We start from the raw sequence: 22,530 nt of genomic DNA, 5'->3' as shown, positions 1-22,530 counted from the left end.
TGTTAATGATTGAATAGTTTGGCTCATCATCGCTTAAAAAAAGCTCTAATTATGGCTTTAATTACCTTTTAAATGATGTTCAAAAGTTTCTTTATTTGTCTCAAAAATGGAAATTTTGTTTTGTTAAAATGGAAATTTCGATTTTTCGATTATACTTTGTTTCTTTATTTTTTAATTATTCGGAAATAAGTGCAAAAAATGTTAAATTCAATACTGGTATTTTACCGGGTTTTGAGTCTTCTTTTAGGAATGAAGATGAAAAAAGCTATATCGATAAATCAGTACAAGATTTGTCGCTATATGATATTTCAAAAAATAATACCGCCTCAACGGTTTACAACTTAGTAACACACGGAAAGAGTGGGGCTCTTTATATAGAAAACAAATGGAGAAGCAAAGAGGAAATAGCGCTTTGGATGCTTCAAAACATTGATCTTTCTAAAATTAATCACATAAATATTTATGGTTGTGAATTTGCTAAAGGCAGAGAGGGCAAGGCAGCAGTTCGTTTTCTGGAGCACGCATTGGGGATTACAGTTGCAGCTTCTAACAACATTACAGGTAAAAATGGGGATTGGAATTTAGAGGTAGGAAAACCTGTTCAAGCTCTTAGTTTTAAAGAATACAAACACAATTTGCAGTATGCTCCGGGCAATGATTTTGATGGTGATGGAGTCATAAATTCGGTTGATTTAGATGATGATAATGACGGAATTTTAGATGCTTTAGAAGCTCCAAGTTGTTATTATAATGTTTTTGAAGCTTTGGTGATGGCTAAAGTTTCTACAGGATTAACTTCTTCTACAGTAAACAGTATAGCCGTAACTCCGACAGCAGATATTCCAACACTTCGCGATGGAGTTTCGACCACATTGGCGGCTTCAGATCATGTGATAGCAGCAGGACAAACCAGCGCTACAACTTCAGTTATTTATACGATTGAATATCCCGTGCCCGTAAATCTGGCAACGGTAAATGTAATTGGAGCAACAGCAAGTTGGGGAACCGGCTCTTTTGCTGTTTTAGAAGGTTCTACAAATGGTACAACCTACACTATGATTTCAGCGCCATTAGCCACAAGTGCAGGTACTACTAAAACCTGGACCGTACAGGCCGCGAATCAAAATGATTTTTACAGATATTACAGAATCAGGGTTTCTACAGTAGGGTCAACTACGCCCACTTTTACCAATTTTGAAGTTACAGCTACCCAAGGTCCGGCTTTTTATAGCGCTTCGGCAAATCCAAAACCAACCTGTAGTGTCGATACGGATGGTGATGGTGTAACCAACAATTTTGATTTAGACAGTGATGGAGACGGATGTCCGGATGCGAGAGAATCCAGAGTTACGGGAGTGCTGTTAAGCGGTACTTTTATAAACATAGGCGGAACGGTGACGGCTGCAAATGCAGTAGCACAAGGGCCTTATGGAACAAATGGTTTAGCCAGTTCATTAGAAAATAATGACACTTCTTCGGCAGTTTTAAACTTTTATACAGTCTATAATCCATACGCGTTGAGCAATGTTTATAAAGGTTGTCTTGACAGTGATGCTGATGGTGTTCCTGATTTAGCAGACTTAGATGATGATAATGACGGTGTCTTAGACGCCACAGAAGCGCCAGGTTGTTACCTTAGTGCTTCGGAAGCTTTGGTTATAGCAAAAATTGGTACCGGAATGTTTTCCTCTACGGTAAATAGTGTGACGGTAACCCCGGGGGATGATATTCCAACTTTGCGTGATGGAACTTCTACATCAGTAGCGGCTTCAGATCATGTGATAGCTGCTGGACAAGCCAATTCTACAAGTTCAGTAATTTATACGATTGAATATCCAGTACCGGTAAACTTAGCTACCGTAAATGTAATTGGAGCAACAGCAAGCTGGGGAACCGGTTCTTTTGCCGTTTTAGAAGGTTCCGTAAATGGAATGGTGTATACTACCATTTCGGCACCGGTGGCTACAAGTGCTGGCACCACTAAAACCTGGACCGTACAAGCTGCGAACCAAAACGATTTTTACAGATATTACAGAATCAGAGTGTCTACTGTAGGGACAACTACGCCTACTTTTACGAATTTTGAAGTTACAGCAACTCAGGGTCCTGCAGCTTTTAACGCTTCAGCAAATCCAAAAACAACCTGTAGTGTCGATACGGACAATGATGGTAAAACTAATAATTTAGACCTTGACAGCGATGGAGACGGTTGTCCGGATGCTAAAGAGGCGAGTGTAACCGGAACATTGTTAAGTGGTACTCTTGTAAATACATCAGGTAACGTAACTGCCGCAAATGCGGTAGCACAAGGACCGTATGGAGCTAATGGTTTAGCCAATTCTTTAGAAAATAATGATACATCTTTTGGAACTACAAGTTATGTAGTAACCTATGGTCTATATGCAACAACTCCGGGATTAAATTTATGTCTTGACAGTGATAATGATGGTGTTGGTGATCTGACAGATATAGATGATGATAACGATGGAATACTTGATACTGTTGAACAAGGAAGTTGTGTTTCTTTGCTGAGCGGTGTCGTTGATGGTACTTTTGAGGCTGCAGCTGGTGTTGCATGGAATGAAAATACCAATACTGCCAGTTTAAATTCAACTCTCGGACCAACAGGTTGGGCTTCTTCAGGAAGTTGCGATACCTGGACGGGTAGTTTTTCATTAAATGGTTCCGGATTTTGGGGAGGCGCCTTGAATGGTACAGCCGCTACACCGGACGGAAATATTTTCGCAGCTATTTATAATGGCTTTACCAATGAAGCAATGGGTACCACTATTCCCGCTTCTAAGGGAATCCAGATTGGACAATCCTATAAGTTTGAATTTTATCAAATATTTGGAGGTACAAACGGAGTAACAACAGTTGGTCAGCTGGCACAATTAAGATTTACCGTTGATGGTGTTGCCTATCTTTCTGATATGATGACCTATAACGGGAATAATGTGAAACAATGGGCAAAATCCTCTATCACTTTTGTGGCTACAACCACTGCTCCTGTACTTCTTATTGACGTATTTCCTACAGGTGCCGGAGATGGTAATTACATCGGAATTGATGGCATTACTTTATACAAAGCCAATACACAGGGATGTGGAGATGTTGAAGCCGATCTTGATGGTGACGGTATCCCGAATAGATTAGATTTAGACAGTGACGGCGACGGTTGTCCGGATGCTAAAGAATCAGGAGTTACAGGTACTTTATTAAGTGGTAATGTAGTAAATACATCGGGTACAGTAAGCACACCAAATGCGGTTGCACAAGGTCCTTATGGGGTAAATGGTTTGGCAAGTTCTATAGAGAGCGACGATACTTTTTCAGCTTCCACTAACTACGGTTCTACGTATAATTTATATGCATGGAACACCTTTTACAACTCTTGTATAGATACTGATAATGACGGAGTAAATGATTTAGCAGATATAGATGATGATAATGATGGAATACTAGATGCCATAGAAGCGCCAAGTTGTTACTATACGGCTTCTGAAGCTTCAGTCTTAGCTAAAGTATCTACAGGACTAAATGGTACGACCGTTAATAGCTCAGTTGTAAACGCAGGCGACGATATTCCGACGATGCGGGATGGTACTTCAACCAATTTGGCTGCCTCTAATCATGTTGTAGGAGCGGGACAAACGAGTACTACAAGCTCAGTAATTTATACCTTAGAATATCCCGGTTTTGTAAATTTGGCTACTGTAAATGTAATAGGAGCTACAGCAAGTTGGGGAACAGGATCTTTTGCCGTATTGGAAGGTTCTGTCAATGGTGTAACCTATACGACCATTTCGGCTCCGCTTGCCACAAGTACAGGAACCACAAAAACATGGACAGTTCAGGCCGCCAATCAAAATGATTTTTACAAATTTTATAGAATCAGGGTATCTACAGTAGGGAGTACTACGCCAACTTTTACCAATTATGAAATTACAGCTACTCAAGGACCTGCAGTTTATGCAGCTTCTATTAATCCGAAACCATCCTGTAGTGTCGATACTGATGGTGATGGAGTAACCAACAACAAAGACCTTGACAGTGATGGTGACGGTTGTCCGGATGCTAAAGAATCAGGGGTTACCGGAACTTTACTAAGTGGCAGCCTTGTTAATACATCAGGTACTGTAACCGCTGCAAATGCCGTAGCACAAGGACCTTATGGAACAAATGGTTTGGCAAATCCTTTAGAAAACAATGATACTTCTTTTGCAGTTACAAGTTATGCATCTACCTATAATGTTTACAGTATTTTTAAAGCTTTAAATGCTTGTGCTGATAGTGATGGTGATGGAGTTGGCGATTTAGTGGATATCGACGATGATAATGATGGTATTTTGGATACTGTTGAAGCACCAAGCTGTTATTATACTGCTTTTGAGGCTGCTAAAATAATAAATGTTACGACAAACCTAACCATTGGAAGCGGTACCCCGATAACCAATACGTATGATGGAATTGACAATACTTCCAGCGATTTTTATTTTAACCCGGGTCAAAATGCGATTGGATTATCTATATATGAAATTACACCTACAGTCCCTGTAGCGATAACTGCCATTCGTTTTTCAATGTATAATTTAGGTTTCACTGATGGTGGTGCCGGTAATACAGTAAAACTGCAAGGTTACAATGGTACTTCATGGGTAGACTTGAATGCTGCAGCAGTGCGATCAACCGTTAATGCAACAGAAACCTTTACCAATACCCTTCAGACCGGAGTTAAGTTTGCTAAGTATAGAATAACAGGAGCTGCAGGCACGGCTTACTATGCCAGAGTATTAGAAATGTATCTGGATTTGGATGCTTCTTATAGCGCGTCTCAAAACCCAAAAACAACTTGCACTGTAGATACCGATGGTGATGGAATAACTAATAATTTAGATTTAGACAGTGATGGTGATGGATGTCCGGATGCTAAAGAATCAGGAGTGACAGGTACTTTATTAAGTGGTAATGTTGTAAATACTTCCGGCACGGTAAGTACTCCAAATGCTGTGGCACAAGGGCCATATGGAGTTAATGGTTTGGCGAATCCATTAGAAAATAATGATACGGCAGGAGCGGTAACGAGTTATACTTCAACCTATAATTTGTATGCCATTTATAAAGCTTTAAATGCTTGTGCAGATAGTGATAATGATGGAGTGAGTGATCTGGCAGACATAGATGATGATAATGATGGTATTCTGGACGCTGTAGAAGCACCAACCTGTTATTATACAGCAGCTGAAGCTTTAGTGTTGTCTAAAGTATCAACAGGACTTGCAACTACTACAGTTAATAGTGTAGTGGTTAATCCAGGAGACGACATTGCAACAATGCGTGATGGTACTGCTACAACTGTGGCAGCCTCTAATCATGTGGTTCCGGCTGCACTGGTATATACGACAAGTTCCGTAATTTATAACATTGAATATCCCGTACCGGTAAATTTAGCGACAGTAAATGTAATAGGAGCTACGGCAAGTTGGGGAACAGGATTTTTCGCCGTATTGGAAGGTTCAACAAATGGTGTTACCTATACCACCATTTCTGCACCGGTTGCCACAAGTACGGGAACAACCAAAACCTGGACGGTACAAGCTGCCAATCAGAACGATTTTTATAAATATTACAGAATTAGAGTATCTACAGTAGGGACTACAACTCCAACTTTTACCAATTACGAACTTACTTCAACCCAAGGACCTGCGGTTTATGTGCCTTCGTCTAATCCAAAACCAATCTGCGGTGTGGATACGGATGTCGACGGGATAACCAATAATTTAGATTTAGACAGCGATGGTGACGGTTGCCCGGATGCCAAAGAATCGAGTGTTACAGGTACTTTATTAAGTGGTAGTCTTGTAAATACTTCCGGTACTGTGAGTGCAGCAAATGCTGTAGCTCAGGGACCTTACGGAACCAATGGTTTGGCGAATCCTTTAGAAAATAATGATACAGCTACAGCTGTAACAAGCTATACTTCAACCTATAATGCCTATGCTATTTTTAAAACATTAAATGCTTGTGCAGATAGTGATAGTGATGGAGTATCAGATTTAGCAGATATCGATGATGATAATGATGGTATTCTAGATGCTACAGAAGCACCAAACTGTTATTACACAGCAGCGGAGGCTTTGGTTCTATCTAAAGTATCAACCGGACTAACAACGACGACCGTTAATAGTGTAGTGGTCAACTCAGGTGATGATATTCCAACCCTGCGTGATGGAACCTCTACAACCGTGGCAGCCTCTAATCATGTTGTTCCCGCAGCACTTGTTTATACGACAAATTCGGTAATTTATAATATAGAATATTTGGTACCCGTAAACTTGGCTACAGTAAATGTAATTGGAGCTACAGCAAGTTGGGGAACGGGATATTTCGCAGTATTGGAAGGTTCTACAAATGGTGTAACCTATACTACTATTTCGGCGCCGGTAGCCACAAGTACAGGAACAACAAAAACCTGGACAGTGCAAGCTGCGAATCAAAATGATTTTTATAGATATTATAGAATTAGAGTATCTACAGTAGGAACAACTACACCAACTTTTACCAATTTTGAAATTACAGCAACTCAAGGAACAGCAGTTTATGGAGCTTCGGCAAATCCAAAACCAACTTGTAGTGTGGACACTGACGGCGACGGTATAACCAATAATTTAGATTTAGACAGTGACGGAGACGGCTGTCCGGATGCTAAAGAAGCCACAGTTACAGGTACTTTACTAAGCGGTAGTCTTGTGAATACTTCAGGTACCGTGACCGCTGCAAATGCAGTTGCTCAAGGACCATATGGAGCGAATGGTTTGGCAAATCCACTAGAAAATAACGATACAGCAGCAGCTGTAACAAGTTATACATCAACTTATAACCAGTATGCAGTAAGTGCAATCTTAAATGCTTGTTTAGATACTGACGGTGACGGAGTGGGAGATTTAGTTGATATCGATGATGATAATGATGGTATTTTGGATACCGTTGAAGCGCCAGCTTGTTATTATACTTCAGCTGAGGCTTCTAAAATTATAAATGTTACTTCAAATCTGACTATTGGAAGTAATACACCAATAACAAATACGTATGATGGAGTTGATAGTACAGCCAGTGATTTTTACTTTAATCCGGGTCAAAATGCGGTTGGATTATCGATCTACGAAATTACTCCTACAACTCCTGTAGCGATAACAGCTATTCGTTTTTCAATGTATAATTTAGGCTTTACTGATGGTGGCGTCGGTAATACAGTAAAATTACAAGGTTATAATGGTACTTCATGGGTAGACTTGAATGCAGCAGCGGTGCGATCTGTTGTTAATGCAACAGAAACCTTTACCAATACACTTCAGACCGGAGTTAAATTTGCTAAATTTAGAATAACAGGAGCAACAGGGACGGCTTATTATGCCAGAGTGTTAGAAATGTATCTGGATTCCGATGCAACTTATAATGCTTCACAAAATCCTAAACCAACCTGTAGTGTTGATACCGATGCAGATGGTATAACAAATAATCTAGACTTAGACAGTGATGGTGACGGTTGCCCAGATGCTAAAGAAGCGACAGTTACAGGTACCTTATTAAGTGGTAATCTGGTAAACACTTCAGGTACGGTAAATGCTCCAAATGCAATAGCGCAAGGACCTTACGGAGTCAATGGTTTAGCCAATGCATTAGAAAATAATGATACCGTTGCTGGCACTACAAGTTATGCATCGACCTATAGCCCAAATGCAGTAAGTACTGTTTTAAATGGATGTTTAGATAGTGATGGTGATGGTGTTGGAGATTTAGTTGATATTGATGATGATAATGATGGTATTACGGATATACTGGAACAAAATTGTTTGTTTGCAAGCTCTACATTAGCTCCTTCAAGTACATTTGCTTACGCTGTAACAAGGTATCCAAATTATGATGGAACAGCTACCGGAGAGGCAAGTGGATTTAAACCTTTAAATGCAACAGGAGCTGTAGCCCTTGCAAGTTATACAAGTACGAGTAATGATTTAAGTATTACAACTCCGGATGCACCAACGTCGTACATAAACGGTGTCGTAGTTGTTGAGTTCGTGCACACGATTAAGATTGAAGAAAGAGGATTTTATAAATTTTCAAATTTAGATGCTGCTGATCATTTTGCTATTATAAAACGTAAAAACGGAGTTGAAACTGTAGTTTATTCGAAATATCGAGCATATGCTGCACCGTTACCACCAACAATACTGGCTCAAGATGTATATTTTGATGTAGGAGATGAATTGGTACTACGTTGGGGAGAAGAACATGGAAATAGCTGGTGGCTTAATAATTTGAATGTAGAAAAAAGATTATGTTCCAACTTAGATACAGATGGAGATGGTGTTCCGGATAGTTTAGATTTAGACAGTGACGGTGATGGCTGTCCAGATGCCAAAGAAGCTGGAGTTACAGGGACTTTACTAAGTGGAAGTCTGATAAACACTTCAGGAACTGTAAGCGCTCCAAATGCTGTGGCACAGGGACCTTATGGAGTCAATGGTCTTGCAAATCCTTTAGAAAATAATGATACTTTCATAGCCACTACAAGTTATCCATCCACCTATAGTACGTATGCAATCTATAAAGCTTTAAATATTTGTGCAGATAGTGATGCAGATGGAATTAATGATTTAGTAGATATCGATGATGATAATGATGGTATTATTGATGCCGTTGAAGCACCAAGCTGTTACTATACTGCTGTTGAGGCTTCTAAAATTACAAATGTTACTTCAAATTTAACAATTGGAAGTAACACCCCAATAACGAATACATATGATGGGATAGATAGTACAGCCAGTGATTTTTATTTTAGTCCTGGTCAAAGTGCGATTGGATTATCAATTTACGAAATTACGCCTACAGTGCCTGTAGCCTTAGCAGCTATTCGTTTTTCAATGTATAATTTAGGTTTCACCGATGGTGGTGCCGGAAATACAGTAAAATTACAAGGTTATAATGGTACTTCGTGGGTAGACTTGAATGCCGCAGCGGTGCGATCTGTTGTTAATGCAACAGAAACCTTCACCAATACCCTGCAACCAGGAGTTAAGTTTGCCAAATATAGAATTACAGGAGCAGCAGGAACAGTTTATTATGCCAGAGTACTGGAAATGTATCTGGATTTGGGTGCTACCTATAGCGCTTCACAAAACCCAAAATCAATCTGTAATGTCGACAGCGATGCTGATGGTATAGCTAATAATCTGGACTTAGACAGCGACGGTGACGGCTGTCCCGATGCCAAAGAATCAGGAGTGACAGGTACTTTATTGAGTGGTAGTTTGGTAAATACTTCGGGGACAGTTACTGCTGCAAATGCCGTGGCACAAGGACCTTATGGTGCTAATGGTTTAGCTAATCCTTTAGAAAATAATGATACTGCCGCAGCAACGACCAGTTATGCATCAACTTATAATGCTTATGCAATCTATAAAGCTTTAAACGCTTGTGCAGATAGTGATAGTGATGGAATCAATGATTTAGTAGATATCGATGACGATAATGATGGTATTATTGATGCCGTTGAAGCATCAAGTTGTTATTATACGACAGTGGAGGCTTCTAAAGTAGCAAATGTGACTTCAAACTTAACAATTGGAAGTAACACCCCAATAACGAATACGTACGATGGAATTGATAGTACAGCGAGTGATTTTTATTTTAATCCGGGTCAAAATGCGATTGGATTATCGATATACGAAATTACACCTACGCTACCTGTAGCCATAACCGCTATTCGTTTTTCTATGTATAATTTAGGCTTTACCGATGGTGGTGCCGGTAATACAGTAAAATTACAAGGATACAATGGTACTTCATGGGTAGATTTGAATACAGCAGCAGTGCGATCTGTTGTTAATGCAACAGAAACCTTTACTAATACCCTGCAGCCGGGAGTTAAGTTTACTAAGTATAGAATCACAGGAGCAACAGGAACAGCTTACTATGCCAGAGTGCTGGAAATGTATGTGGACTTAGATGCGACATATAGCGCTTCGCAAAATCCAAAACCTATCTGCAGTGTAGATACCGATGGTGACGGTATAACCAATAATTTAGACCTGGACAGTGATGGTGACGGTTGTCCGGATGCCAAAGAAGCAACAGTTACTGGTACTTTATTAAACGGTAACTTAGTAAATACTTCCGGTACAGTAAGTGCTCCAAATGCAGTAGCGCAAGGACCTTATGGAACAAATGGTTTAGCCAATCCATTAGAAAATAATGATACAGCAGCAGGGACAACCAGCTATACATCAACTTATGCTCCAAATGCAGTGAGTGCTATTTTAAATGGCTGTTTGGATAGTGATGGTGATGGAGTAGGTGATTTAGTTGATATTGACGATGATAATGATGGAATATTAGATACAGTCGAATCCGCTATTTGTAAAGTTGCCGATAATTGCGGCGGTTTGCATGGTAATGATTCTTGGATTGTTTGGGATAGTGGAATAGGAACTGCTACTTGGTCCGGACATATGACCTATGGCAGCAAAACCGTGACCGTTACCTTGAAGAGTAATAATGCAACTGCAATGAGTAGTACTACTCAAGCAACATGGGATAATGCCAGTACTGGACTTAATTCTTTTTGCCCAGCCAATTTTACAGGATCTGTCGTTACGCCGATCATAAGCACTGCGGGTAGCTGGACTTTAACATTTTCAGAGCCGATTCCTACACCGAGATTTCATATATGGTCGTACGGTGGTGGTGGTGGCCAAGCCCCATTGGCTTTTACGGGCACTTATTCATTAACAAAAATCCAACAGGGTACAGGTTTAAATTTTACCGCAAACAACGCTCTGCATCAGTTAGATGGTGTAACGACTTATGCACAAGGAACAACAGAATTGGGAGACACACTATCGTCTATTACCTTTTCAACCACCCAAGCCGAATTCTGGTGGTCTGTTAATGTTTCTGCAGATATTACAGCCGGTGCCGCAGAGTGTGGCGACATAGATACTGATGGAGACGGTATTGTAAATCGATTGGATTTAGACAGTGATGGTGACGGCTGTCCGGATGCCAAAGAAGCGACAGTCACAGGTACTTTATTAAGCGGTAGCCTTGTGAATACTTCTGGTACGGTAACTGCTCCAAATGCAATTGCTCAAGGACCTTATGGAACCAATGGTTTAGCCAATCCATTAGAAAATAATGATACAGCAGCGGCTACAACAAGTTACACTTCGACCTATAGTCAATATGCAGTGAACAGTACTCTGAATGCCTGTATCGATAGTGATGGTGACGGAGTAGGAGATTTAGTGGATATCGATGATGATAATGATGGTATACTGGATACGACAGAATGTCTTCAAAGCAGTGTTAGTGCCGTACCTTCAACGGTATTGATTAATACAACCAACGAAGATACTTTTGGAATAAGAACCGGACTAATAACTGAATTTACAAATTATATGCCTGCGGGTTCTACTGTTTCTAACTTTCTTACTTTAGAAAATGCAACAGTACCGGCAAATTATTATAGTGGTTATGATATGGTCGTTATTGAATCTACCAGTAACACCATTAATGCAGCACACTGGACAGCACTTACAGATGCTATTGTCAATAAAAAAAGTAAATCATTTGCCTTTTTTGTTGATGGTTGTTGTAATGCTGCCAACATGACCGGTCTTGTAACCATGCTTAATACCGTTTATGGTACAAGTTATTCTGTAGGGCCATCTATTTCTCCGCAGGATTTACCACTAAACACAAATGCGGATTATTTTAGTATAATGAACCCAATATGGCCGGTTCCTCATGGAGCGGTATTCCAGCTTATAAATGGAGTAGCAGATAAGGATGTATTAAATTATGGTCAAGGATTCCCTACTTCTGCCTTTATAATTATGAGACAGATTCCGGGGGCATCAAGTAAAGGGAATTTTGTTTTTGTTTCCGATGATGCAACACCGACACAATCAGGATATTATCCGCAAAATCAAGGAAGAATTGCAACCGCTTTAAACACGGTATTACATAGTGATAGCTCTTGTAACCTTGATACCGATGGTGATGGTATTCCGAATCGATTAGATTTGGATAGTGATGGCGATGGTTGCCCTGATGCTAAAGAATCGGGTGTTACAGGAACTTTATTAAGCGGAAGTCTTGTCAATACTTCAGGTACTGTGAGTGCTCCAAATGCTGTGGCACAAGGACCTTATGGAGCCAATGGTTTAGCAAATCCTTTGGAGAGTAACGATACTCAATCAGCGACTACAAGTTATGCATCGACCTATTCTAATTATGCACTTTCTACTGGTGTGAATGCTTGTATAGATACAGATAATGATGGAGTGCCGGATTTAGTTGATATTGATGATGATAATGATAGTATTTTAGATGTTATAGAAGCACCGAGTTGTTATTACACAGCCGCTGAAGCTTCGGTTATAGCAAATGTATCTACAGGATTAGTATCCACTACTGTAAACAGTGGACCAATACTTCCCGGAAATGACATTCCAACAATGCGCGATGGTGTTTCTACGACCGTGGCAGCCTCTAATCATGTTGTACCGGCGGGATTAGTTTATACAACCAGTACCGTAATTTATAACATTCAATATCCAGTACCAGTTAATCTCGCCACGTTAAATGTGGTTGGAGCTACAGCAAGCTGGGGTACAGGATTCTTTGCCGTATTGGAAGGCTCAACAAATGGTACAACTTATACAACCATTTCAGCACCGGTGGCTACAAGCGCAGGAACAACCAAAACATGGACGGTTCAGGCAGCTAATCAAAATGACTTTTATAAATATTACAGAATCAGAGTATCTACAGTAGGAACCACAACACCAACGTTTACCAATTATGAGGTAACTTCAACTCAGGGTCCTGCTGTTTATGTAGCTGCATCAAACCCAAAAGCTACTTGTAGTGTGGATACTGATGGTGATGGTGTAACGAATAATTTAGATTTAGACAGTGACGGCGACGGTTGTCCGGATGCCAAAGAATCAGGCGCGACAGGAACATTATTAAGTGGTAATCTTGTAAATACTTCAGGTACGGTAAGCGCTCCAAATGCAGTAGCACAAGGACCTTATGGAGCCAATGGACTCGCCAATCCATTAGAAAATAATGATACTGCTGCGGCAACTACAAGTTATTTATCTACTTATAATAATTATGCTATCTATAAAACGTTAAATGCCTGTTCAGACAGTGATAATGACGGAATATCAGATTTAGTAGATATAGACGATGACAATGATGGAATCTTAGATGCCGTTGAAGCACCAAGCTGTTATTATACAGCAGCCGAAGCTTTGGTTTTATCTAAGGTATCAACAGGATTAAATACTACAACAGTTAATAGTGTAGCAGTTAATTCAGGCGATGATATTCCGACAATGCGTGATGGTGTTTCTACGACTGTAGCAGCCTCTAATCATGTTATTCCGGCAGGATTGGTTTATACGACCAGTTCTGTAATTTACAATATAGAGTATCCGGTACCGGTAAACTTAGCGACATTAAATGTAGTGGGAGCTACCGCAAGTTGGGGAACAGGGTATTCTGCAGTGCTAGAAGGTTCTACAAATGCGAGTACATATACTACGATCTCAGCACCACTTGCCATAAGTGCAGGAGCAACCAAAACCTGGACAGTGCAAGCTGCCAATCAAAATGATTTTTATAAATATTACAGAATAAGAATTTCTACGGTTGGAACAACTACACCAACTTATACCAATTATGAAATTACAGCAACTCAGGGAATTGCTGTTTATGGGGCTTCAGCCAATCCAAAACCAATTTGTAGCGTAGATACCGATGGTGATGGTATAACCAATAATTTAGATTTAGACAGTGATGGTGACGGCTGTCCGGATGCCAAAGAATCGAGTGTTACCGGTACATTATTAAGCGGTAGTCTTGTAAACACTTCCGGGACTGTAACTGCTCCAAACGCAGTAGCGCAAGGACCTTATGGCGCCAATGGTTTGGCCAATGGACTGGAGAATAATGATACTACGAAAGCAGTAACAAGTTATACATCAACGTATACTAGATATGCTACAGTATCAGGCTTGAATTTATGTACCGATACAGACGGTGATGGAATTGGAGACCTGGTAGATATTGATGACGATAATGACGGTATTTTAGATACCGCAGAAACGGTTATTGGTGCCTGTGCTCAATTTGGTACAAGATATTACGCTACTGTTCCGGGATTTGATAATAGTTTAGGTAGTACGGCATTGGCAAGCTATTTTAGTGGAACTGATATTTATGGTCAACCAACGTTTCCAAGTCAATATACTACTAACGCAAATAATCCAAGTGGTGGAAATGCCGGTACTTACAATGTGATAGTTGCTACGTCAGGTATTACGCAAGCTTTATACGATGATTCCGCAGGTACAGCAGCGAATGGGGATCTTGAAATGATAGTAGACGAGTTCTATTTAGACTTACGTACACAAAATAATGTACAGTTTAATGTAACGTCCGGAGGAGCTGTAGATTATACATGGCTTTCAGTTTTTCCAAATGGAGATCCTTCTGAAGTTCCTTTAACAACACAAATTACAACAAGTACAGGTGCAGCAAGTACATTTACACCTGCTTTTACCAATGCAACAGGAAGAGTTTTAGTTAGAGTTTATCATTTTGATAATGGCGCTGCAAACAATTATGTTGCGCAATGGCAGTCTGCTCAAACCACAGTAAGAACTATTTCGTCAGCTAATGTTAGTTCCGGTTGTATTTTGGATATCGATACTGACGGGGACGGAATTGCAAATCGATTAGACTTAGACAGTGATGGTGATGGTTGTCCGGATGCCAAAGAATCCGGAGTTACAGGGACATTATTAAGCGGAAATCTTGTAAATACTTCCGGTACTGTAAGTGCTCCAAATGCAGTAGCACAAGGACCTTATGGTAACAACGGTTTAGCCAATCCATTAGAAAACAATGATACGGTTACAGCAACCACAAGTTATCCTTCAACCTATACACTATATGGATTAAACAAAGCTTTAAACGTTTGTGCTGATACAGATGGTGATGGAATCAATGATTTAGTGGATATTGATGATGATAATGATGGCGTTTTAGATGCAGTAGAAGCACCTAGTTGTTATTATACAGCCGCTGAAGGATTGGTTATAGCAAAAGTTTCGACCGGTTTAGCCTCTACGACAGTAAATAGCATAACGGTAACACCAGGAAATGATATTCTAACTTTACATGATGGGACTTCTACAAATGTAGCAGCATCCAATCATATTGTCGCAGCGGCACAAACGAGTACCACCAGTTCAATAATCTACACGATAGAGTATCCGGCATTTGTAAATTTAGCTTCAGTTAATGTAATTGGAGCAACGGCAAGCTGGGGTACAGGATCTTTCGCTGTATTAGAAGGTTCAATTAATGGTGTAGCTTATACGACTATTTCGGCTCCGGTGGCAACCAGTGCAGGAACAACCAAAACATGGGCAGTACAAGCAGCAAACCAAAACGATTTTTATAAATACTATAGAATTAGAGTATCTACAGTAGGATCGACTACGCCAACCTTTACAAATTATGAGATTACAGCGACTCAGGGATCTGCAACTTATATTGCTTCATCAAATCCAAAAGCTACTTGTACCGTTGACACAGACGGTGATGGAAAAACCAATAATGTAGATTTGGATAGTGATGGTGATGGTTGTAGTGATCATTTCGAATCCGGTGTTAGTATGAATCGTACTTCTAATTTTACATACGGAAGTTCACAACCGGACACGAATTTAAATGGATTTAATGATACACTTGAGTCTCTTGCAAGCCCTGGAATATACACAGGAACTTATACTTATGTTAATGCAACAATAATAAGTCCGGATTCCGATGGTGATGGTGTCGCAGATTCTTGTGATTGTTTTGATAACACCAGAACTGACACCGATGGCGATGGAGTTCCGGATTATGCTGATGTTGATGACGATAATGACGGAATTTCCGATATAGTAGAAGGTACCGTAGATACTGATGGTGATGGAATCATCAACAGTTTAGATTTGGATAGTGATAATGACGGTATTCCTGATGCAATAGAAGCTTCCGGAAATCTTGCAAGCTACACAAGTCTTGTTAGTTGTCGTTTCCCTGACGGAAATGTTATTGATGCAGGTGGCTGTGAAACAGGACAGTCTACAGGCGGATTAATAACACCAATAAATACAGATGGTGATGCTTTGCCGGATTATTTAGACCTTAACAGTGATAACGATAGCTGTAGTGATGCTCAGGAAGCAGGAATCAATATAGTAACTTTTACAGTTAGCGTTGACGCCTATTCACCAGTGAATGACGGCAGTGGAACTGGACTAACAAATGCAGGTTGCTTTAAACCTATTAATACTGATTGGATCAATAGTGCTATTGCTAAAGCATGTTGTGAAATAATTGAAACCAGTTTGACAATAGCGGCAAACAGTCCAACAAATTGTACTCCGGGCAATGATGGAAGTTTGGTAATTAGTAATGGAGGACTTTTACCTGGAAAAATTTATCAGGTTAGCTATGTGAAAAATGGAGCTGCTCCGGTAGTAGCCAATATGACATCAAATAGCAGCAGTCAATTAACGATTCAAAGTTTAATGCCGGGAAGTTATACGGATGTTATAGTTTCTCTCACAACAGACAGTGGCTGTTTTGGTGAAGTGCCTGGTGAACCATTTATAATTCAGACTTATCAAAGTAATTTAGCAGTTACTAATCTTGCTACTAATATTGGTTGTCAAGGTCAATCTACAGGTGCCATAAATGCAACTGTTAACGGAGGAACTGGTCCATTTACGTATAGTTGGAATACAGGACAAACAACAGAAGACCTAACAGGAATTCCTGCAGGAAGTTATACCTTGACAGTAACAGATGCTAAAGGATGTAAATTTGTGACTAGTCCAATAGTGATTACTCAGCCATCTAGTACTTTAACTGCTAATTTAACGAAGCAAAATGCAACTACGGGTCAAGGCTGTAGCAACGGTAGTGCGACTGTAACCGTTTCGGGCGGTACAGCGCCATATACCTATCTATGGAGTAATGGAGGTACAACAGCAACCATTACAGGACTTCTCAACGGAACTTACAGCGTAACGGTAACCGATACGAACGGCTGTACGTTCACAGAGAGTGTCGTAGTGGATTGTGTGAATACCTGTGACGCTGTAGTAACAGTTGGAACCGTTACCAATGTATTGTGTACCGGAACACCTACAGGAGCTATTACAGTAAATGCAAGTTCGGCTTTACGTCCTGGAGCAGTCTTTACTTTCACTTGGAGTGATGGAACCATTACCACAGGTACCAGCAGTACGATAAGCAATAAAGCAGCCGGTACTTATACCGTAGGGGTAACTATAAATGGTACTGTATGTGATGCTGTAGAAGAAAGTATTACCATCACCGAACCGGCAAGCATGTTAAGTGCCAGCGCTACGGCTACCGATGAGAACGGTCCAACCACTAGCGATGGAACAGTAAGTGTAACAGCCAGTGGTGGAGTAGGGCCTTATACCTATCTATGGAATACCGGAGCAACTACCGCTCAGGTAACCGGACTGGATATGGGAACTTATACGGTAACAGTAACCGATACTAATGGTTGTACTGCTACAGCGAGCGCAACAGTGAACAGTGGAACTTGTCTAATGTTAGCTGCAACGGCTACCAGCACAGGGGTGAACTGTTTTGGTACGAGTACCGGAACAGTGAGCGTGAGTGTAAGTGGAGGTTCAGGCAACTTTACTTACCTATGGAATAATGGAGCTACTACAGCCACAGTAAACAATTTACCAGCAGGTAATTATAGTGTAACGGTAACTGATACGACTACTTTATGTACTACAACAAGTAGTACAGAAGTTCAAAGTCCATTAGCGTTGACGCTGCAAGCTGGAGCCACACAAGTATTATGTAACGGACAAAATAATGGATCTGTTGATATCACCGTAAGTGGTGGTACAGCGCCATATACTTATGTGTGGAGTACTACTAACGGAACTGGTTTAATAGCTGCGAATGAAGATCAGGTTAATCTGGGAGCTGGTACTTATAATGTTACCGCTACAGACAGCAAAGGTTGTACAGTAACGGAATCAATTACAATCACCCAACCGGTACAACTTACCCTAAGTGAAAATACCGGCGCTCATCAAGAGGCGTCTTGTACAGGAAGCGCCACAGGAAGTTTTACTGTTGTAGCCACAGGTGGAACTACACCTTATCTATACAGTATCGATAATTTTGCAACCAGTAATGCAACAGGAGTATTTAGCGGACTAGAATCAGGTAGTTATACCGTTTCGGTACGAGATGCAGGAGACTGTCAAACCAGTGTTGCCATACTAATTAGTGAGCCATCAAGTAGCTTAACAGCTAATCTAACTAAACAAAACGCTACTACAGCCCAAGGTTGTGCAGATGGTAAAGCTTCAGTAACAGCTACAGGTGGTACATTGCCATACAGCTATTTATGGAATACAGGAGCTACTACAGCAAGCATCACCGGATTAACAGCTGGCGCTTATAGTGTAACGGTTACCGATGGTAATGGTTGTACTTTCAATGAGAGTGTGGTAGTGGATTGTGTGAATAATTGCGACGCCGCAGTAACAGTTGGTACAGTAACCAATGTATTGTGCGTAGGCGCTGCTACAGGAGCCATTACAGTAAACGCTACTTCAGTATTACATCCTGGAGTAGTCTTTACTTTCACCTGGAGTGATGGAACAATAACCACTGGTACCAGCAGTACAATAAATAATAAAGCGGCCGGTACTTATACTGTAGCCGTAACGATAAACGGCACTGTATGTGATGCCGTAGAAGAAAGTATTACCATTACCGAGCCAGCTAGTTTGTTAAGTGCCAGTGCAACCGCAACAGATGAGTTAGGTCCAACAACCAGCGATGGAACAGTAAGTGTGACAGCCAGTGGAGGAGTAAGTCCATATACGTATCTATGGAATACGGGAGCGACTACCGCTCAGGTAACTGGACTTGATATGGGTACTTACACCGTAACGGTAACTGATGCTAATGGTTGTACTGCTACAGCCAGTGCTACGGTTAATGCCGGTACTTGTCTGATGTTAGCAGCTACCAGTGGTAGTACAGCAGTAAGTTGTTTTGGTACCAATACCGGAACAGTTCATGTAAGTGTAACAGGAGGTTCAGGCAGTTTTAGCTACCTATGGAATACTCCGGGAAATAATACTACCGCTACAGTGAGTGGTGTACCGGCAGGTACCTACCAAGTAACGGTGAAAGATAATACCACTTTATGTACGACAACAAGCAATGTAACTGTTCAAAGTCCACTAGCCTTATCATTAGGTTATGGATCTACAGCAGTATTATGCTCAGGTCAGACTAATGGTTCTATTGACATCACTGTAGGTGGTGGAACTGCGCCATATACCTATGCCTGGAGTACAACTAATGGTAGCGCCGTAGTAGCCACTCAGGAAGATCAGGTTGCTTTAGGCGGCGGTACTTACGATGTTGTGGTTACCGATGCGAATGGTTGTACATTAAACCAATCGATAGTAGTAAGTGAGCCGGCAACGCTAACACTTACCGAAAATACAGGAGCTCATCAACAAGTGTTGTGTTCAGCAGGTGCTACAGGAGGCTTCACTGTTATAGCCTCAGGAGGTAATGCGCCTTATCTGTACAGTATTGATAACTTTGCTACAAGTAATTCAACAGGAGTATTCAGTTCATTAGCAGCAGGATCTTATACGGTAAAAGTAAAAGATGCCAACGACTGTCAAGGTGCAAATCTAACCATAGTAATCACAGAACCTTCTACAGGTCTGATGGTTAATTTAACCAAACAAAACGCTACCACAGCTCAAAGCTGTAGCAATGGTAGCGCTACAGTAACCGCCACAGGTGGTACAGCGCCATACACCTATCTATGGAGTAATGGAGGCACAACAGCAACCATCACAGGACTTCTCAACGGAACTTACAGTGTTACAGTAACCGATGCTAACGGTTGTACATTCACAGAGAGTGTAGTAGTGGATTGTGTGAATACTTGTGACGCAGTAGTAACAGTTGGAACCGTTACCAATGTATTGTGTACCGGAACAGCTACAGGAGCTATTACAGTGAATGCAAGTTCAGCTTTACGTCCTGGAGCAGTCTTTACTTTCACTTGGAGTGATGGAACGATAACCACAGGTACCAGCAGTACGATTAGCAATAAAGCAGCAGGTACTTATACCGTAGGGGTAACTATAAATGGTACCGTATGTGATGCCGTAGAAGAAAGTATTACCATCACAGAACCGGCAAGTATGTTAAGCGCCAGCGCTACTGCTACCGACGAAAATGGTCCAACAACCAGCGATGGAACAGTAAGTGTAACAGCCAATGGTGGAGTAGGTCCTTATACCTATCTATGGAATACCGGAGCAACTACTGCTCAGGTAACCGGACTGGATATGGGTACTTATACGGTAACAGTAACCGATACCAATGGTTGTACCGCTACAGCGAGCGCAACAGTGAACAGTGGTACTTGTCTAATGTTAGCTGCGACGGCTACCAGCACAGGGGTGAACTGCTTTGGTACGAGTACAGGAACAGTAAGCGTGAGTGTAAGCGGAGGTTCAGGCAACTTTACCTACCTATGGAATACTGGAGCTACTACAGCTGCAGTAAACAATTTACCAGCAGGTAACTATAGTGTAACGGTAACTGATACCACTACTTTATGTACTACAACAAGTAGCACAGAAGTTCAAAGTCCATTAGCGTTGACGCTGCAAGCTGGTCCAACACAAGTATTATGTAACGGACAAAACAATGGATCAATTGACATCACCGTTAGTGGTGGTACAGCGCCATATACATATGTGTGGAGTACTACTAACGGAACTGGTTTAATAGCTGCGAATGAAGATCAGGTTAATTTAGGCGCAGGAACTTATAACGTTACCGCTACAGACAGCAAAGGTTGTACAGTAACCGAATCAATTACAATCACTCAACCGGTACAACTTACCCTAAGTGAAAATACAGGTGCTCATCAAGAGGCGTCTTGTACAGGAAGCGCCACAGGAAGTTTTACTGTTGTAGCCACAGGAGGTACTACACCTTATTTATACAGTATCGATAATTTTGCAACCAGTAATGCAACAGGAGTATTTAGCGGATTAGAATCAGGTAGTTATACCGTTTCGGTACGAGATGCTGGAGACTGTCAAACTAGTGTTGCCATACTAATTAGTGAGCCATCGAGCGCTTTAACAGCTAATCTAACTAAACAAAATGCTACTACAGCACAAGGTTGTGCAGATGGTAAAGCTTCAGTAACCGCTACAGGTGGTACATTACCCTACAGCTATTTATGGAATACAGGAGCTACTACAGCAAGCATCACAGGATTAACAGCAGGCGCTTACAGTGTAACAGTTACCGATGGTAATGGTTGTACTTTCAATGAGAGTGTGGTAGTGGATTGTGTGAACAATTGCGATGCCACAGTAACAGTTGGTACAGTAACCAATGTATTGTGTGTAGGTGCTGCTACAGGATCCATTACAGTAAATGCAACTTCAGTATTACATCCTGGAGCAGTCTTTACTTTCACTTGGAGTGATGGAACAGTGACCACTGGTAGCAGCAGTACAATAAATAATAAAGCGGCCGGTACTTATACCGTAGCCGTAACTATAAACGGCACCGTGTGTGATGCTGTAGAAGAAAGTATTACCATCACCGAGCCAGCTAGCTTGTTAAGCGCCAGTGCAACCGCAACAGATGAGTTAGGTCCAACAACCAGCGATGGAACAGTAAGTGTGACAGCCAGTGGAGGAGTAAGTCCATATACGTATCTATGGAATACGGGAGCGACTACCGCTCAGGTAACTGGACTTGATATGGGTACTTATAATGTAACGGTAACTGATGCTAATGGTTGTACTGCTACAGCCAGTGCTACGGTTAATGCCGGTACTTGTCTGATGTTAGCTGCTACCAGTGGTAGTACAGCAGTAAGTTGTTTTGGTACCAGTACCGGAACAGTTCATGTAAGTGTAACAGGAGGTTCAGGCAGTTTTAGCTACCTATGGAATACTCCGGGAAATAATACTACCGCTACAGTGAGTGGTGTACCGGCAGGTACCTACCAAGTAACGGTGAAAGATAATACCACTTTATGTACGGCAACAAGTAGTGTTACCGTTCAAAGTCCACTAGTTTTATCATTAGGTTATGGATCTACAGCAGTATTATGCTCAGGTCAGACTAATGGTTCTATTGACATCACTGTAGGTGGTGGAACTGCGCCATATACCTATGCTTGGAGTACCACTAATGGTAGTACTGTCATAGCCACAAATGAAGATCAGGTTGCTTTAAAAGGAGGTACTTACGATGTTGTGGTTACCGATGCTAACGGTTGTACATTAAACCAATCGATAGTAGTAAGCGAACCGGCAACGCTAA

1 pseudogene is annotated in these 22,530 nt (G+C 41.1%); it reads left to right on the top strand.

The window, feature by feature from the left end:
- Positions 1–128: 128 nt before the first annotated feature.
- Positions 129–22,382: pseudogene (locus LNP23_RS22985) on the top strand (DUF4347 domain-containing protein); the annotation flags it as partial.
- Between the last annotated feature and the right edge of the window lie 148 nt (positions 22,383–22,530).

The organism is Flavobacterium cupriresistens, assembly GCF_020911925.1.
GTDB classification, from domain to species: domain Bacteria; phylum Bacteroidota; class Bacteroidia; order Flavobacteriales; family Flavobacteriaceae; genus Flavobacterium; species Flavobacterium cupriresistens.
The sequence above is the reverse complement of the archived record's forward strand: the minus strand, read 5'-3'. Positions and strand labels throughout refer to the sequence as shown.